17 protein-coding genes are annotated in these 15,640 nt (G+C 65.0%); 9 read left to right on the top strand and 8 right to left on the bottom strand.

What is annotated here, in order from left to right; all coding sequences use genetic code 11:
• Together D769_RS25395 and D769_RS25390 are read left to right on the top strand one after the other, a co-directional pair.
• Nucleotides 1–1,353, top strand: a 1,353-nt coding sequence (locus tag D769_RS25395) for an aldehyde dehydrogenase family protein (RefSeq protein WP_008650884.1), incomplete at its 5' end; no start/stop codon positions are given.
• Nucleotides 1,354–1,509: 156 nt separating this feature from the next.
• The gene (locus D769_RS25390) at nt 1,510–1,716 is read left to right on the top strand and encodes a hypothetical protein (RefSeq protein ID WP_024570337.1); all 207 of its coding nucleotides are present in this window, start codon (nt 1,510–1,512) and stop codon (nt 1,714–1,716) included.
• Nucleotides 1,717–1,782: 66 nt separating this feature from the next.
• Here the strand turns inward: D769_RS25390 and D769_RS25385 are convergent, their stop codons facing one another.
• The 6 genes from D769_RS25385 to hemA all read right to left on the bottom strand — a co-directional run bounded on the left by D769_RS25385 (nt 1,783) and on the right by hemA (nt 6,856).
• Complete coding sequence (locus D769_RS25385; protein ID WP_008650880.1) at nt 1,783–2,397, bottom strand: UbiX family flavin prenyltransferase; 615 nt, start codon at nt 2,395–2,397, stop codon at nt 1,783–1,785.
• A gap of 31 nt (nt 2,398–2,428) precedes the next feature.
• Nucleotides 2,429–2,740, bottom strand: coding sequence for a Grx4 family monothiol glutaredoxin (gene grxD / locus D769_RS25380; protein ID WP_008650878.1), 312 nt, complete (start codon nt 2,738–2,740; stop codon nt 2,429–2,431).
• Between the two features lie 118 nt (nt 2,741–2,858).
• The gene (prmC, locus tag D769_RS25375) at nt 2,859–3,722 is read right to left on the bottom strand and encodes a peptide chain release factor N(5)-glutamine methyltransferase (protein WP_008650875.1); all 864 of its coding nucleotides are present in this window, start codon (nt 3,720–3,722) and stop codon (nt 2,859–2,861) included.
• A 156-nt stretch (nt 3,723–3,878) separates the two neighbouring features.
• Entirely contained in the window at nt 3,879–4,202 is a 324-nt protein-coding gene (locus D769_RS25370; RefSeq protein ID WP_008650873.1) for a hypothetical protein, read from the bottom strand.
• Nucleotides 4,203–4,364: 162 nt separating this feature from the next.
• The gene (prfA, locus tag D769_RS25365) at nt 4,365–5,447 is read right to left on the bottom strand and encodes a peptide chain release factor 1 (protein ID WP_008650872.1); all 1,083 of its coding nucleotides are present in this window, start codon (nt 5,445–5,447) and stop codon (nt 4,365–4,367) included.
• 104 nt (nt 5,448–5,551) lie between these two features.
• Entirely contained in the window at nt 5,552–6,856 is a 1,305-nt protein-coding gene (hemA, locus tag D769_RS25360; protein WP_008650871.1) for a glutamyl-tRNA reductase, read from the bottom strand.
• 165 nt (nt 6,857–7,021) lie between these two features.
• Here hemA and D769_RS25355 point away from each other — a divergent pair, with 165 nt between their 5' ends.
• Nucleotides 7,022–7,264: a hypothetical protein gene (locus D769_RS25355; RefSeq protein WP_008650870.1), complete on the top strand. Its 243-nt coding sequence runs from the start codon at nt 7,022–7,024 to the stop codon at nt 7,262–7,264.
• Between the two features lie 50 nt (nt 7,265–7,314).
• Here the strand turns inward: D769_RS25355 and D769_RS25350 are convergent, their stop codons facing one another.
• The gene (locus tag D769_RS25350; RefSeq protein ID WP_029308600.1) at nt 7,315–8,082 is read right to left on the bottom strand and encodes a 5'-methylthioadenosine/adenosylhomocysteine nucleosidase; all 768 of its coding nucleotides are present in this window, start codon (nt 8,080–8,082) and stop codon (nt 7,315–7,317) included.
• Between the two features lie 179 nt (nt 8,083–8,261).
• Between D769_RS25350 and D769_RS25345 the strand changes: the two genes are divergently transcribed.
• The 5 genes from D769_RS25345 to D769_RS25325 all read left to right on the top strand — a co-directional run bounded on the left by D769_RS25345 (nt 8,262) and on the right by D769_RS25325 (nt 13,171).
• Nucleotides 8,262–9,275, top strand: a complete 1,014-nt coding sequence (locus D769_RS25345; protein WP_008650866.1) for a DUF2157 domain-containing protein — start codon at nt 8,262–8,264, stop codon at nt 9,273–9,275.
• Entirely contained in the window at nt 9,272–10,399 is a 1,128-nt protein-coding gene (locus tag D769_RS25340; RefSeq protein WP_008650865.1) for a DUF4401 domain-containing protein, read from the top strand. The genes D769_RS25345 and D769_RS25340 overlap by 4 nt, the downstream gene beginning before the upstream one ends.
• Nucleotides 10,396–10,896 carry a GDYXXLXY domain-containing protein gene (locus D769_RS25335; RefSeq protein ID WP_008650864.1) on the top strand — a complete coding sequence of 167 codons (501 nt, stop codon included), beginning with the start codon at nt 10,396–10,398 and terminating at the stop codon, nt 10,894–10,896. The genes D769_RS25340 and D769_RS25335 overlap by 4 nt, the downstream gene beginning before the upstream one ends.
• 765 nt (nt 10,897–11,661) lie before the next feature.
• The gene (locus tag D769_RS25330) at nt 11,662–12,255 is read left to right on the top strand and encodes a tetratricopeptide repeat protein (protein ID WP_040011253.1); all 594 of its coding nucleotides are present in this window, start codon (nt 11,662–11,664) and stop codon (nt 12,253–12,255) included.
• Nucleotides 12,256–12,343: 88 nt separating this feature from the next.
• Nucleotides 12,344–13,171, top strand: coding sequence for a hypothetical protein (locus D769_RS25325; protein WP_008650858.1), 828 nt, complete (start codon nt 12,344–12,346; stop codon nt 13,169–13,171).
• 104 nt (nt 13,172–13,275) lie between these two features.
• On the opposite strand, the gene ychF is transcribed toward D769_RS25325, so the two are convergent.
• The gene (gene ychF, locus D769_RS25320) at nt 13,276–14,367 is read right to left on the bottom strand and encodes a redox-regulated ATPase YchF (RefSeq protein ID WP_008650857.1); all 1,092 of its coding nucleotides are present in this window, start codon (nt 14,365–14,367) and stop codon (nt 13,276–13,278) included.
• A 414-nt stretch (nt 14,368–14,781) separates the two neighbouring features.
• On the opposite strand from ychF, the gene D769_RS25315 reads away from it, so the two are divergent.
• Nucleotides 14,782–15,640 (top strand): FAD-dependent monooxygenase (locus tag D769_RS25315; RefSeq protein ID WP_008650855.1); only part of this gene is annotated, 859 nt, incomplete at its 3' end.

Below are 15,640 nucleotides of genomic sequence, written 5' to 3'. Positions count from 1 at the left end.
CGCGCCCATGCGGCCCAGACCACCTGGGCGCTGACACCGGCGCCAGCGCGGGGCGAGGTGGTGCGGCGCTTTGGCGAGGCGCTGCGCGCGAACAAGGATGCGCTCGGGCGACTGGTCTCGCTGGAGTCCGGCAAGATCCTGCAGGAAGGCCTTGGCGAAGTGCAGGAGATGATCGACATCTGCGACTTCGCGGTAGGGCTGTCGCGACAGTTGCACGGACTGACGATCGCCTCGGAGCGGCCCGCGCACGCGATGCGCGAAACCTGGCATCCATATGGCCTGTGCGGCGTGATTTCGGCCTTCAATTTTCCGGTGGCCGTGTGGGCGTGGAATGCCGCGCTGGCGCTGGTCTGCGGCAACGGCGTGGTGTGGAAGCCGTCGGAAAAGACACCGCTTTGCGCGCTGGCTGCGCAGGGTTTGCTCGATCGCGTATTCGAACGCCACGCGCCACAGTTCGACGGACTCAGCTGCGTGCTGACCGGCGGCCGCCAGCTTGGCGAGCACCTCGTGCAGCATCCGGCCGTGCGCTTGATGAGCGCGACCGGATCGACGCGCATGGGCCGCGAAGTCGGCATGGCCTGTGCCGCGCATTTCAAGCGGGCGATTCTCGAGCTCGGCGGCAACAACGCGGCCATCGTCACGCCATCGGCCGATCTTGAAATGACGATTCGCGCGATGACGTTCGCGGCGGCGGGCACAGCCGGACAGCGCTGCACCACGTTGCGGCGCGCCTTCGTCCATGCCGATCTGATCGAGACCGTCGCCAATCGGCTGAAACAAGTGTTCGCCCGGCTGCCGGTTGGCGATCCGCTGGAAGACGGCACGTTGGTGGGGCCGCTGATCGATCATGCGGCGGGCGATACGATGGCCAATGCGCTGGCGAGTTGCCGTGCCCAAGGGAACGTCGTGCACGGCGGGGAGCGACTGCTTGGCGACCGCTATCCCCATGCCTGCTACGTGCGGCCCGCGCTGGTACTGACCGACGCGCAGCACGACACGATGCTGACCGAGACCTTCGCGCCGATTCTCTATCTGATGCCATACACCTCGCTGGACGAGGCCATCGCGCTCAATAATGCAGCGTCGCACGGGCTGTCGTCGTGCATCTTCACCGAGTCGCTGCGGGAAGCCGAGCGGTTTCTGTCATCGGCGGGCAGCGATTGCGGCATCGCCAACGTCAATATCGGCACCAGTGGCGCGGAAATCGGCGGCGCCTTTGGCGGCGAAAAGGCGACCGGCGGTGGTCGGGAATCAGGCTCGGATGCGTGGAAGGGCTACATGCGGCGTGCTACGAACACCATCAACTATGGCGATGCGTTGCCGCTGGCACAGGGTATCCGCTTCGACGTTTGATCGGATATATGTGCGGATGTGTGAGTAAAGCGCGCGTATATACATGCGCGAATACGTTGCGAATCGTAACAAGGGTTACAGCAGCTTGACGCTGTATTACCAGACCCACCCGTATAACGTTCTTGCAGGTAGCAGCATCACTACAAGGACGCGGAAATGAAAACAATATTGATGGGTTTGGCAGTGGCTGGCGCAGCCATGCTTGGCGGTTGCGCGGTGTACCCCACGCCGTACGGACCAGCCGTGGCGCCGGCGCCGATCGCTGTGGCCCCCGCGCCGGTCTATGTGGGGCCGCCTGCCGTGGTGGTGCGGCCGTATGGCGGTTACTACGGCTACTACGGCCGTCGCTATTACCACTGGTAAGGCGAATGGTGGGCACATCCCTCGTCCACCACTGGGAGAGGGGTGTGCCTGGCTGGCGTCAGTGCTTCAATCTTCCGCGCTGCTGTTCAGCCCACCCCAACCGGGCGCGAGCTTTTCGCCGATCTCGCGCAGATCGACCAGGTCGAGTACTCGTCCGACCGTGTGGTCGACCAGCTCGTCGATTGTCTGCGGCTTCTGGTAGAACCCGGGCACCGGCGGGAACACGATTCCGCCCATTTCCGTCACCGCGGTCATATTGCGCAGATGCGCCAGATTCAGCGGTGTTTCCCGCACCATCAGCACCAGCTTGCGCCGCTCCTTGAGCGTGACGTCCGCCGCGCGCGTGATGAGGTTGTCGGAAAGGCCGTGGGCGATTGCCGCGAGGGTGCGCATCGAGCAGGGCGCCACGATCATCGCGTTGGCGCGGAAGGATCCGCTGGCGATCGTCGCGCCGATGTCGCGCACGTTGTGAACCACATCGGCCAGCGCTTCCACTTCGGCGCGGCCCATGTCGAGTTCGTGCTGCAGGTTCATCACGCCGGCGGGCGACATCAGCAGATGCGTTTCCACATCGGCCGCCCCCTGGAGCGCTTGCAGGAGCCGGACGCCGTAGATGGCGCCCGTCGCGCCCGTGATGGCGATGATCAGCCGTTGCGGCGCGCCGCCGTTGGTCACAGGCATGATGGGCTGGAGCGTGAAGGCCGTCAGGCCATCAAGCCTTCAGCAGCGATTGCAGTTCGCCGTTCTGGTACATCTCCATCATGATGTCCGAACCGCCAATGAACTCGCCGTTCACGTAGAGCTGCGGAATCGTCGGCCAGTTGGCGTATTCCTTGATGCCCTGGCGGATTCCTTCGTCTTCGAGCACGTTGACCGTGGTCGGGGCGTCTACGCCACATGCCTTCAGGATCTGGATGGCCCGGCCCGAGAAACCGCACATCGGAAATTGCGCGGTGCCCTTCATGAACAGGACCACGGGGCTGCCCTTCACGATCTGGTCGATCTTCTGCTGTACGTCACTCATGATTGATATGCGTTCTGGTTGCGCGCGGCGCCAGGCTGGCACCGCTGAAATGGGGGGAGCGGTCCGGATTTTACCGGATTCGCGCCTTGCCTTCAGGTAGGGGTATTCGGGCCGGAAATCAACCGGGCAGGCGGCCACCGCTGCAGCGCTCGAGCCCGGCCAGATCGCGCGAGGTGAAAACCTCGACAAAGCCCGCCTCGGCCAGCTGCGCGCGCATGGCGGCGCCCTGGTCGTAACCGTGTTCCATCAGCAGCCAGCCGCCCGGTAGCAGCCGCGCGGTGGCGCCCGCCACGATGGTGGCCAGGTCGCTCAGGCCGTCTTCATGATCGGTCAGGGCGTCGATCGGCTCGAACCGCAGGTCGCCTTCCACCAGATGGGGGTCACCCTCAGCGATGTACGGCGGATTGCTGACGATAAGGTTGAAGCACAATCCGACCGGCAAATCCTCATACCAGTCGGAAACCAGGAATCGGATGTTGTCGGCCTGAAGCGCGCGGGCGTTGTCTTCCGCCACCATCAGCGCGCCACGGGAGATATCGGTGGCCCAGACATCGGCGTCGGGGCGCTCGCGGGCGATCGTCACGGCCAGGATGCCCGAGCCCGTGCCCATGTCCAGCACGCGTGGCGCCTTGACGTCGGCAATGCGTGCCAGCGATGCCTCGGCGGCCACTTCGGTATCCGGACGGGGGATCAGCACATCGGGCGTCACGCGGAAGGTTCGGCCGAAGAACTCACGCTCCCCAATCAGATACGCCATGGGCTCCCCAGTGAGCCGGCGGGCCAGCAACGTGGCAAATGCGTCACGTTTGGGTGCGTCCAGGTGGTCGTTGTCACGCGTGATCAGCTGCGTGCGCGTGAATCCAGTCACATGCGAGAGCAGCATGCGGGCCTCCAGCACTGGCAGGCCGGCGATGGCTGCGAGGGTCAGGGCCTCGCGCAGCGTGGGGGCGGGCGGCAGCGCGCCCTGAGGATTCGGGGACATCGGCTTACTACTGACTTCGACCATCTGGGGAACCGGTACGCCAGTTTGCAAAAAACCCCGTCGGAACATCCCGACGGGGTTTTGCGCGGCATTTTGTGATTAGCGCCTAGTGTAAGCCGATTCCGGCCCCGCCGCGCGCTGAATCACGTAGGGGATTTACTTGTTGACGGCGTCCTTGGCCTTGTCGGCGGCGGAGTTGACGGCGTCCTTGGCTGCATCCTTGGCGGCGGACATCGCGCTGCCGGCATCGGCCTTGGCCTTGTCGGCGGCAGCCGAGACATCGGCGGCGGCATCGCTGGCGGCAGCCTTGGCGGCATCCGCGGCATCCGATGCGGCGGCGGCTGCGCTGCTGGCGGCGGCCTTGGCCGAGTCCGCTGCGTTCTGCATTGCGGCGTCGGTATTCGTTTGCGGAGCCTCTTCCTTCTTGCCGCAGGCGGTCAGGGCGGCGGTGATCATCAGCAGAGCGAGCAGTTTTTTCATGATTTCATCCTTGTATGTCTGTTGGAGGAGTGAACTTCCATCCAGACTTCGGAACCCTTGAGCCTTGAAAGTGACGCATCGGGGTGGTCTGGTCGAAATCGATTATAGACAGTGCGTCTTTCCCGGCTAGTGCTGTTTCAAGCATTTACCTCAGTTACATATTCAGGATTCCTCACCCAGGGCGGCCAACTGGTCGGCCTGGTGCTCGGCGGAGAGTGCGGAAATCAGCTCGTCGAGGTCGCCATCCATGATCATGTCGATCTTGTAGAGCGTCAGGTTGATACGGTGATCCGTCACCCGGCCCTGCGGGAAATTGTAGGTGCGGATGCGGTCGCTGCGGTCGCCAGAACCGATCAGGTTGCGGCGCGTGCTGGCCTCCTTGGCCTGCGCCGCGCGGAGCTGCATGTCCTTGATGCGCGCTGCCAGCACTTTCATCGCTTTTTCCTTGTTGCGATGCTGGCTCCGGTCGTCCTGACATTCGACCACGATGCCCGTCGGCAGGTGGGTCAGGCGCACGGCGGAGTCGGTCTTGTTCACGTGCTGGCCGCCCGCACCCGACGCGCGGAACGTGTCAACGCGCAGATCCGATGGGTTGATCTCGACTTCCCCAACCTCGTCCGCTTCCGGCATGACGGCCACGGTACAGGCCGACGTATGGATGCGACCCTGCGATTCGGTGGCCGGCACACGCTGCACGCGATGGCCGCCCGACTCGAACTTGAGCCGGGAAAACGCGGCATCGCCAGCGATCCGGACGATCACTTCCTTGTAACCGCCAAGGTCCGAGGGCGACTCGCTCATGATCTCGACCTGCCAGCGTCGACGTTCCGCATAACGCGTGTACATGCGGAGCAGGTCGGCGGCGAAAAGCGCGCTTTCCTCGCCGCCAGTGCCGGCGCGGATTTCGAGCAACAGGTTGCGGTCGTCGTTCGGATCCTTCGGCAGCAACAGGGTCTGCAGCGAGTTTTCGAGTGACTGGAGACGCTCGCGAGCCGCGTCGATTTCATCGGCCGCAAACTCCTTCATCTCTGGGTCGTCGAGCAGCGCCTGCGCCGTGGCCAGGTCGTCCTGGGCCTGGCGATACTGGCCGTACTGCTCCGCCACCGGCGACAGCTCGGCATGTTCGCGCGACAGTTTGCGGTACTGGTCCATGTTCGCCGTCGCGTCTTCGCGGGCGAGCAGGGCGTTGACTTCATCGAGTCGTTCGGCCAATTGGTCGAGCTTGGTGGAGATGCTGGCTTTCATATTGGCGGAGGAATTCGGAGTCGCAGGGGGGGCATTGGCGGGCCGCGCGGATCGACACGCGGATGCCGGACGCTGGCGCGCGCCAGCGTTGAAGCAGGGAGCGGCTAGCGCTCGGAGTGGCTGCTGTGGCGGAACAGGCCCGGTACCAGGCGCAGCAGCGCCTCGCGGTCCTCGCCCTGGGTGTGGTTCAGCGCGTGGGTCGGGCCGTGCAGGAACTTGCGGGTCAGCGCGCCGGAGAGCGCCTCGAGCACGGCCGCGGGGTCGTCACCGCGCGCCAGCATCCGGCGTGCGCGTTCGACTTCGGCCTGGCGGATCGCCTCGCCCTGCGATTGCAGTTCGCGGATGACGGGCACGACGCTGCGCGTCTCCAGCCAGTGCATGAAATTCAGCACGCGGGAATCGATGATGGCCTCGGCCTGCGCCACGGCAGCCTGACGCAGCGCGTTGCCTTCGCGCACGACGGCGCCAAGGTCGTCGACGGTGTACAGGAACACGTCGTCCAGGCGTGCGACTTCGGGCTCCACGTCACGCGGCACGGCAAGATCGACCATCATGATCGGGCGATGCTTGCGGCGCTTGACCGCGCGTTCGACCGCGCCCAGGCCGATGATCGGCAGCGAGCTCGCGGTGCAGGAGACGACGATGTCGAATTCGTGCAGACGGTCGCCAAGGTCCTGCAGGCGGATCGCCTGGGTGGTCAGCCCCTGCCCGGACAACTGTTCTGCCAGCTTCTCGCCGCGCTCGACCGTACGGTTTGCCACCACGATCTGGCGCGGCATCTGCGCGGCGAAGTGCGTGGCGCACAGTTCGATCATCTCGCCGGCGCCGATGAACAGCACGCGCTGCGTCGAGACGCTCTCGAAAATGCGCTGCGCCAGGCGAACCGCCGCGGCCGCCATCGACACCGAATGCGCGCCGATCTCGGTCTGGCCGCGGACTTCCTTGGCCACCGCGAACGTGCGCTGGAAAAGCTGGTTCAGGTACGTGCCCAGCGCGCCGGCCTCACCGGCGGTGCGCACCGCATCCTTCAACTGCCCCAGGATCTGCGTTTCGCCGAGCACCATCGAGTCCAGGCCGCTGGCCACGCGAAACGCATGGCGCACGGCTTCCGACTGGGGCAGTGCGTACAGGTGCGGTGCCAATTCCGAAGCGGGGACGTTGTGATGCTGCGCCAGCCAGCGCAGCGTGTGCTCGAAACCTTCCTCGCCCGGCTTCAGCACGTCGGTCGCGCAGTAGATCTCGGTGCGGTTGCAGGTGGAGAGAATGGCGGCTTCGGTACCGTTGCGACCCGAGAGGTGGGTGCGCAGCGCGCCAAGCGCGGGTTTGATCTGCTCAAGCGGAAACGCCACACGTTCGCGGAGCGAGACGGGTGCCGTGGTGTGATTGATACCGATCGCGAGCAGTTGCATTTGTGGGGTTTGCGTGCCATCCGGAACTTCGCCGGAAGCGATGGTCATTATACCGCTCGCCTGCGGGGTTGCAGGGAATCGAGGCGATTTGTTCCACCTGCAGTATTGTTATGCCGTGGCCGCTGGAAAGTGGCCGAAACGACACGAATGACACGGAGGAAGCGGATGCTCGGCTTGGCGGTGGTGGGCGCAGTGGTTGGACTGGCGGGGCGGCAGATGCATCCGTCCGGACGCGTCGTCAGCCTGCCAGCCGCGCTGGTGCTGGGCGTGGCGGGTGCGCTGGCCGCTTTCTACACCGGACGCGCGGCGCATTTGTTCACCGATGGCCAACTGCTTGGCTGGGGTGCGGCGATCATCGGCGCGGCCGTGCTCGTGGGTGTCTGGGGTGTTGCGCGTCCGCGTCGGTAACGGGTGAACAGACAAAAAAGTCAGGAATCTCCGAGCGATTTTGTCGGGATTCAAGCCTTTGCATCAAGGAATCGACGCAGGATCGCCCCGGAGTAGTGACTGGCGACGTCACGTAAAAATGACGAAAAATCCACATGCGCGGTGTCGTCGGCCCGGTCCGAGATCGTTCGCAGCAGCGCGTAGGGCACGCCATATTCGTAGCAGATCTGCGCCAGGGCGGCGCCTTCCATTTCCACAGCCTGCAGCGCCGGCAATTGCTCGCGCAATCCGCTGACCGCCGCCGGCGAGCCGATGAACTGGTCGCCGCTGGCGATCATCCCCACGTGCAGGCGCGGATCGCGCACCCCGAAGCGAGCCAGCACGCCATCCGGGACTTCAGTGGCCAGATCTTGCCGAAGGAAGTCCTCGGCGGCCTGGCGCAAAGCACCGGTGAGGCCGGGATCGGCCGGGAATTCGGTCCGGGCGAGCAACGGCACCTCGTGGCGCGGGAACAGCGGCCGGGCGTCCAGATCGTGCTGGACGGTGCGGTCGGCCACCACGATATCGCCCACCCGAACCTCCGGGCCGACACCGCCGGCCAGGCCGGAGAAGACGATCTCATTCACACCGAACTCGCGGATCAGCGTGACAGTCGTGGCCGCCGCGGCCACCTTGCCGATCCGTGCCAACACCAGCACCACCGGCTGGCCGTGCAGCGTGCCGCTGTAGTAATCGCGCATCCCGATCGTGCGCTTCGTGGCGCGCGCGTCCTCGTGGCGCATGGCGGCGATCAGCCCGTCGACTTCATCGTGGAGGGCGGCAAGAATGCCGAGGGTCATGGCAGGCAGGGCGGAAAACGCGGGAAACGGAGAGAGCGCCAGCATACCGGTGTGCCAGCGGGGGCGAAAGGCCCGCGCGCCGTGCATATCAATTGGTCATCAATTGGTGACAGCCATGCGTTGGCCGAGCGCGTTTTTGTTACATTGCGATCCATGCCGACATTCGGGAGATCGACGGTTTGGAAACCTTCTCAAATCGCCGCGCCGCGCAGCAGGCGCTTGCTGACTGGTGTGCCCAGGGTCGCCTCGATGCGGCGGACCTGAGCACGGCCTGGGCGCCGACGCTGCCCGATCGCATGGACTGGCGCCGCTGGCTCGACCGCGCGCTGCTGATACTGGGGACGGCGCTGCTATGCGCCGGCGTGATCGTCTTCTTCGCCTTCAATTGGGCGGCACTCCACAAATTCACCAAGTTCGGGCTGCTGGCGGCATTGCTGACCCTGCTGGCTGGCTTTGCCTCGTTGCGCCCGACCGACGATATGGCGGGTCGCGCCGCGTTGGGCGGCGCGCAGATCATGTCCGGCGTGCTGATGGCCGTGATCGGTCAGACCTACCAGACCGGCGCCGATGCCTGGCAGCTCTTCGCGCTCTGGACGCTGCTGGCGCTGCCCTGGGCGCTGGCCGCACGGGCTGCGCCGCATTGGTGGATCGTGCTGGTTGTCGGGAACGTGGCGCTGCTGCGATATGGCAGTGTGCGACTTGGCGTGGGCGGCATGTTCGAGTTGCTGTTCTCGGCGGACCATGCGCGCGAAACGATGCTGTTCCTGCTGGGCGCCGCGGTGGTCCAGTTAGCGCTCTGGTACGTGCTGGCCGCCCGCGCGGGTAGCTGGGGCTTCCGGGGTGTCACCGGTCCCCGGCTGATCGGCATCCTGGCTTGCGCCTATGCGGGCTGGGTTGGACTGATGAGTCTGCTGACCAGCCATGTCGAAGGCTCCGGCCTGCTGATCAGCGCGGTGGCGCTGGTCGCGCTTGGCGCGTGGTTCCGCTGGCGCGCTTTCGATATCGTCGTGCTGAGCCTGATTTGCCTGACCGGCATCGGCGTCATCATCTCGGCGGTGGGCCGCTGGCTGATCGATGCCTATGGCGATTTCGGATCGTTCCTGTTGCTCGCGCTGCTGACGGTCGGCCTGGCCGTCGTCGCTGCTACGTGGCTGCTGCGCGCATGGCGCGAAAAGAGCGGGAGGACGGCATGAGTACCGAACCATTCGAACGCCTGCTGTGGCAGCAACTTGCCGCTCGCGGTGCCGTGCAGGGCGATTTCACGCCCGCGCTTCGCATGCCGTGGCCGATTCGCTTGTTGATGGGCGCGGCGGGCTGGCTCGGCGCGCTGTTCGCCCAATTGTTCCTGCTGGGCTCCGTGTTCGCCGTGACGCGGGGCAACGGCCCCGCTATCGCCATCACCGGGTTGCTGATGATTGGCGCGGCGATCCTGATGTATCGGACCACCAGTCAGGACAGCGCACGCATCGCGCTGGGCCAGTTCGCGCTAGCCGCGAGTCTGGGCGGACAAGGCATGGTGATCGTTGGCGTGGGCGAGAGCCTCGGTATCGATCGGCTTTCGCAGACCGCTGTGTTCTGGCTGGGTGTGACCGCGCTGGAAGCCGTGCTGTTCGTGATCGTGCCGAACCGGCTGCATCGGTTCGTGGCGGTGACTGGCGGCTGGTCGGCAGCGACCATCGCGCTGTATATCGCGCTGGGCGGCTCCATGCGGAATCCGTTCCTGATGATGCCGCTCACGGTGGGCATCCTGGGCGCGCTGGCGATGGCTGCCGTGATGGTCTTCGTGTTGAACGAGGCACGCATTGCGGCACGCGGGACACATGCGCTCTGGGAGCCCGCCGCCGACGCCACGTTGGTGTTCGGCCTGTCTTCGGCGCTAATCATCACTGGAACCGCGCTTCCGTCCGAGTTCCTGTTCGATGGCATCAGGCATTTGCAGACTCCCGGCAACTGGGTGCCCGGCGTGTTGGTCGGCGTCTGCCTGGTTGGGTTCGCGCAGATCGAGGGCGCGCGCATTCGCTGTGATGCCGGTATTCGTATCGGCCTGATGGTGCTGGCTGTGGCGTTCAGCGGCCTGATGGTGATGGCGCCGGCGGTCACGGCCGGCGTGCTTGCGCTGGCCATGGCATTGCGGCGCGCGTCGTTGCCGTGGATCGGGCTGGCCATCGCGGCGATTCTGCTCGGGTTTATCTGGTACTACAGCACGCTGCAGTGGACGCTGCTCGTCAAGTCGGTCACGCTCGCCGCCGCTGGCGTGTTGCTGCTGGCCGCTCGGCTCGCGCTGACCCGTATGCCACGCAAGGAGGCCATCGCATGAAACGCTGGATCATGATTGGATGGCTGCTGACCATCGCCGTAGCCGTGGCCGGCATCGTCGGCAAGGAGCGCGTGATCTCGCGTGGCGATGTGGTCTATCTGCGGCTGGCGCCGGTCGATCCACGGTCGCTGATGCAGGGCGACTACATGGCGCTGAATTTCGCCATCGGCATGGAAGTGTCGGCCGCGTATGGCCAGGATCAGACCGAGAATCGCCGTGACGAACTGGTGGTGATTCGCCGCGACGCCAGCAACGAGGGGCACTTCGTGCGCCTGCACAAGGGCGAGGCGCTGGCTGCCGGCGAGCAATTGCTGCGCGTGCAGAATGTCGCGTCGCGCTGGGGGCGGTCGAACGTGCAGGTATCGACCGATGCCTGGTTCTTCCAGGAAGGGCATGCCGAGCGCTTCTCGAAGGCGAGGTTCGGCGAGTTCCGGGTGGATGCCAGCGGGCAAGCCCTGCTGGTGGGAATGCGCGACGACAAGCTGGCGCCGATGTAGTGAGCGAGGCGCTGCAAGGGCGCCTCGCCGGCCTGCTGCATCATGATCCCACTTCACGTTTGGCGCGGGACTCTGCCGCCCGCTCCTCGCGGGCGGCAGCAGGAACACCGCGTTGTTGCGGACGTCGCTGTCGGCGACCCCTGCGAATCCCGCAGCCTTTGCCGAAGGCGATACCAGGATGCCCGAAGGGACTTCCTCAGGTTCTTCTTCACGGGTCATCCATGCCGGGAATGTGAGTGGCCCTCGTCATGCGAGGCAAATCCTGAGCAACGCACTCCGGGAAAAGAATGCACTCGTCAATCTACGGCGACCGGCGAACCTGGGCGTTGACTCGGAGTATTCATGAGCCAGGCGGAGCCAGTTCGCCAGCCCTGTCTGTTGCGCTATGAGCTTGCCGAGTTCGTCGTAGAGATCACCCCGCTACATCCTTCGCACCATTCCTCCTCGCACCATTCCTGTTACGACCAAAGGGCAGACGTAAAACCTGTGCAGGCTAATGGCCTTCCGCGACACGTCCTGGCTTGATGTCAACAGGCCCTCGTCATTGCTTCGGAATCATCTGCGCCCAAGTGGGTGCGCCTTGGAAAACCGGATCGAAGAGGTGTTTGTCTCGGAAATTTCCGCATCTCGCGCGCCAACACTTTGCCTACGATCGAGGCTCTCGCCAATACGCATTGGTGCGCTAGCGCAAGAAGCCAGCCACCCCAAAGGCATAACCCAATTCAGACACCGCGCGTGCCTATGCACTCGCGCTCGATACTTTCCATGCGAACTTTTGCTCTCCTGGTGTTGCCGACAGCCCTTGCAATGACCGGCTGTGCTCAGACGCCGGCGTCGCAGTTGTCGCAGTCGCCGACAGTGCGGCTGTGCAATGGCAACACCTGTGCTGATCAGGATCGGCGCATCGCCACGTTCACGCCGGCCGGGCCGTCGGAATCCGATCGCCGCATGGAGGCGTTGGCGCAGAAGGCCGAAGGGAATCCGAATGCGGCCTATGACTTGGGCCTGCGCCTCCTGCGTGGCGATGGCGTGGAGCGCAACACCTACCAGGCGCTGGAATGGATGCGCAAGGCTGGCGACAACGGCCACGTGCAGGCGCAACTGGCGCTTGGCCGCCTCTATCTGATGGGCTTCGAGGAAATGGGCCCTGATCCGGCCGAAGCCGAGGCATGGCTGAGCCGTGCGGCCGCCAAGGGCAACAAGGAAGCGGCGGCGCTGATTCCGCAGGCCCAGGCCGCGAAGAAGGACGAACAGGCGGCGTACCAGGTGCGCGAAGCCTACCGAAAGTCCTGGTACGCGTGGTACAGCGGCTATCCGTATTACTGGGTATGGGGCCCCTCCGGCTGGTATCAGCGATAGGCGGCTGAGCGGCCAGGGATCGACTGTCCGAAGCCAGATTGCGCCCCACTGATTTTTCCCCAATTTCTCTCAATAGGAACACGATTTCATGTCCAATAAGATTTCCTTGCGCGCGGCCGCCTTGGTCGCGTCCCTGGTACTCGCCGGCTGCGCCAACCTCGGAGGCGGCTCCATTAGCACCGGTACGGCGGCGACTGCGGCAACCGGCGCGGCTGGTGGCGCCACCAGCGTGAACGCCAATCCGGCGCTGGAGCGTTGCGATACCCCGCTGGGTACGCTTGCCGTGGATGATGGCCGCGGCAAGGAGTGGTATGCGAGCTTTGGCGCTGCCACCAAGATCACGACCATCGAGCCGCTGATCCGCCTGGCGGTGCAGCAATCGAACTGCTTCGTGATCACGTCCGTCGGCAACAACCGCACGGAAAGCAAGCTGTCGAACATCACCGACAAGCAGCGAAACTCGGGTGAATTCCGCGCCGGTTCGCGCCAGCAGAAGGGCCAGCGTGTGGCTGCCGACTACTACATGGAGCCGGCCATCATCATCGACAACGACTCCACGGGCCAGCTGGCGGCTGGCGTGGGTAGCCTGTTCGGCGGTGTTGGCGCACTCGTGGGCGGCGCCATGCAGAGCAAGGCTTCGGTCGTGACGCTGACCATGTTCGATATCCGTTCAGGTGTGCAACTTTCGATCTCGGAAGGCAACGCCACTGCTACGAACTTCGGCGCGGCAATGGGTGCGTTTGGCGGCGGTGCGGCGGGCGGCCTTGGCGGCTTCTCGCGCACGCCGGAGGGCAAGGCCACCGTGGCGGCCTTCATGGACGCCTACAACAACATGGTCGTCTCGCTGCGCAATTACAAGGCGCAGGAAGTGAAGGGCGGCCTGGGTCGCGGCGGCCAGCTCAAGGTCGGTTCGTAACGTCGATACCCATCGTCGGAACTGGCTGAAACAAAAAAGCCCACAACCTCCAGGGTTGTGGGCTTTTCTTATGGTCCGGGACCTCGGGAAGCGTCCCGAATGGCTTAGACGTTGAACAGGAAGTTCATCACGTCGCCATCGTGCACCACGTATTCCTTGCCTTCGGCGCGCATCTTGCCGGCTTCCTTGGCACCATGCTCGCCCTTGAACGAGATGAAATCGTCGTACGCGATCGTCTGCGCGCGGATGAAGCCGCGTTCGAAGTCGGTGTGGATCACGCCCGCGGCCTTCGGGGCAGTGTCGCCCACGTGGATGGTCCAGGCGCGCACTTCCTTCACGCCAGCGGTGAAGTATGTCTGCAGGCCGAGCAGCTTGAAGCCGGCGCGGATCACGCGGTCCAGGCCGGGCTCTTCCATGCCTAGGTCGGCCAGGAACTCAGCCTTGTCGGCGTCGTCCAGATCGGCGATCTCGGCCTCGATGGCGGCGCACACGGCAACCACCGGCGAACCGGTGGTCTTGGCGTACTCGCGTACGGCATCCAGGTGCGGGTTGTTCTCGAACCCGTCTTCACGCACGTTGGCCACGTACATGGTCGGCTTGGCGGTGATCAGGCAGAACGGGCGCAGGGCTTCCCATTCCTCCGGCGCCAGGTCCAGCGTGCGCACGGCCTTGGCCTGGTCCAGCACAGCCTGGGCCTTTTCGAGCACGGCCACCAGGCGCAGGGCTTCCTTGTCGCCGGCGCGGGCCGGCTTGATGTAGCGGGCCAGGGCCTTTTCCACCGTGGCCAGATCGGCCAGGGCCAGTTCGGTGTTGATGACTTCGATGTCCGACAGCGGATCGACCTTGCCGGCCACGTGGATCACGTTGTCGTCCTCGAAGCAGCGCACCACGTGGGTGATGGCGTCGGTTTCGCGGATGTTGGCCAGGAACTGGTTGCCCAGGCCTTCACCCTTCGACGCGCCAGCCACCAGACCGGCGATGTCGACGAACTCGACCGTCGCCGGCAGGATGCGCTCGGGCTTGACGATCTCGGCCAGCTTGGCCAGCCTCTGGTCCGGCACTTCCACGACGCCCACGTTGGGTTCGATGGTGCAGAACGGATAGTTCTCGGCGGCGATGCCTGCCTTGGTCAGGGCGTTGAACAGCGTGGACTTGCCGACGTTGGGCAGGCCGACGATGCCGCATTTGAGGCTCATGGTAAACCTTTGAAGTCAATGGCTTACGACTGCCTGGCGCGCGGCTTGTCGCGCGGTGGGCGCCAGTCGATGACAGTCGGAAGTGAATTCGGGGAAGTGACGAGCAAGCACGGATCGCGGCGTTGGCTCACGGATCCTGCGCGTGCTTCATGCACGAAAGGGGCAATTGTAACCCTAGTAACCGTAGTAACCCTATCGGACGCCTTGATTAGAAAGGGTTTGGGCCAGACCGCGCAGATCGTCTTGACGGCAATGCCGGCTCCGGGCGGTCGGGTGCGCCTGCCGGGCGGCAATCGGCAAGACCGGTCCATATGTGTGTCCGAACCGATCACGCGGATGGAGCCCCCGTCACGTCGCTATAATTCAGGGATGTCCGGACCTGCCGCATCGGTGTCACGCACCGTCACTTCTTCCATGTCCTCGAATTCCTCTTCCCGCTTCCAGGTCGCCGTGGTCGGCGGCGGCATTGTTGGCAAGGCCTGCGCGCTGCTGCTGGCGCAGCAGGGTATGCAGGTGGCGCTGGCGGCGCCCCGGCCCGTTGCAGAGGGGGCCCGCCGGGGGGACGATGACTGGGATGCCCGCATCTACGCGTTTTCCGCCAGTTCGCAGGCGCTGCTGGAGCGGCTGCGTGTCTGGGAGGCGCTGGACCCTGCACGTGTGCAGCCCGTGCGCGATATGCGTGTGTTTGGCGATGAGAGCGCTGCTGAGACCGATCCCTCGCTCGATGGGGATCTGCATTTCTCGGCCTACGCCGCCGCCGTGCCGCAGCTCGCGTGGATCGTCGAATCTGGGCACGTCGAGCGTGTGCTCGACACGGCGCTGCGATTCCAGCACCAGGTGAAATGGTTCGACGACACGGCCACCGGGCTCGAGCGCGACGTCGACGGTGTGACGCTGACGCTGGCCAGCGGCGCGCAAGTTCGCGCCAATTTGCTGGTGGGGGCCGACGGGTCCCGGTCCTGGGTGCGCCAGCAATGTCATATCGGCACCACGCAGCGGCGGTATCGTCAGCTTGGCGTGGTGGCCAACTTCCAGTGCGAACTGCCGCACCAGGAAACTGCCTGGCAATGGTTCCTGGGCGCGCCGGAGAAGCTGATGGCCGACGAGGAGCCGGCCAACGGCGAAATCCTGGCGATGCTGCCGTTGCCGGGCAATCGGGTGTCGATGGTGTGGTCGGCCGATGAGGCACACGCCCACGACCTGCTCGCGTTGTCGCCCGAAGCGCTGGCCGCGACCGTGGCCCAGGTCGCCAGCGGCGCGGTGGGCGCCCGCT

Origin of the sequence: Cupriavidus sp. HMR-1 (genome assembly GCF_000319775.1) — a bacterium.
Lineage (GTDB): Bacteria > Pseudomonadota > Gammaproteobacteria > Burkholderiales > Burkholderiaceae > Cupriavidus > Cupriavidus metallidurans.
Note: the sequence above shows the minus strand (reverse complement) of the source record. Positions and strands in the feature narration are given on the sequence as shown.

Excerpts from the sequence above, each read along its gene's own strand:
- grxD (WP_008650878.1), bottom strand. The coding sequence starts at position 2,740 with ATGAGTGACGTACAGCAGAAGATCGACCAGATCGTGAAGGGCAGCCCC.
- D769_RS25350 (WP_029308600.1), bottom strand. The coding sequence starts at position 8,082 with ATGACCCTCGGCATTCTTGCCGCCCTCCACGATGAAGTCGACGGGCTG.
- D769_RS25340 (WP_008650865.1), top strand. The coding sequence starts at position 9,272 with ATGAGTACCGAACCATTCGAACGCCTGCTGTGGCAGCAACTTGCCGCT.
- D769_RS25325 (WP_008650858.1), top strand. The coding sequence starts at position 12,344 with ATGTCCAATAAGATTTCCTTGCGCGCGGCCGCCTTGGTCGCGTCCCTG.
- D769_RS25385 (WP_008650880.1), bottom strand. The coding sequence starts at position 2,397 with ATGCCTGTGACCAACGGCGGCGCGCCGCAACGGCTGATCATCGCCATC.
- prfA (WP_008650872.1), bottom strand. The coding sequence starts at position 5,447 with ATGAAAGCCAGCATCTCCACCAAGCTCGACCAATTGGCCGAACGACTC.
- prmC (WP_008650875.1), bottom strand. The coding sequence starts at position 3,722 with ATGTCCCCGAATCCTCAGGGCGCGCTGCCGCCCGCCCCCACGCTGCGC.
- D769_RS25355 (WP_008650870.1), top strand. The coding sequence starts at position 7,022 with ATGCTCGGCTTGGCGGTGGTGGGCGCAGTGGTTGGACTGGCGGGGCGG.
- hemA (WP_008650871.1), bottom strand. The coding sequence starts at position 6,856 with ATGCAACTGCTCGCGATCGGTATCAATCACACCACGGCACCCGTCTCG.
- D769_RS25390 (WP_024570337.1), top strand. The coding sequence starts at position 1,510 with ATGAAAACAATATTGATGGGTTTGGCAGTGGCTGGCGCAGCCATGCTT.
- D769_RS25335 (WP_008650864.1), top strand. The coding sequence starts at position 10,396 with ATGAAACGCTGGATCATGATTGGATGGCTGCTGACCATCGCCGTAGCC.
- D769_RS25370 (WP_008650873.1), bottom strand. The coding sequence starts at position 4,202 with ATGAAAAAACTGCTCGCTCTGCTGATGATCACCGCCGCCCTGACCGCC.
- ychF (WP_008650857.1), bottom strand. The coding sequence starts at position 14,367 with ATGAGCCTCAAATGCGGCATCGTCGGCCTGCCCAACGTCGGCAAGTCC.
- D769_RS25330 (WP_040011253.1), top strand. The coding sequence starts at position 11,662 with ATGCGAACTTTTGCTCTCCTGGTGTTGCCGACAGCCCTTGCAATGACC.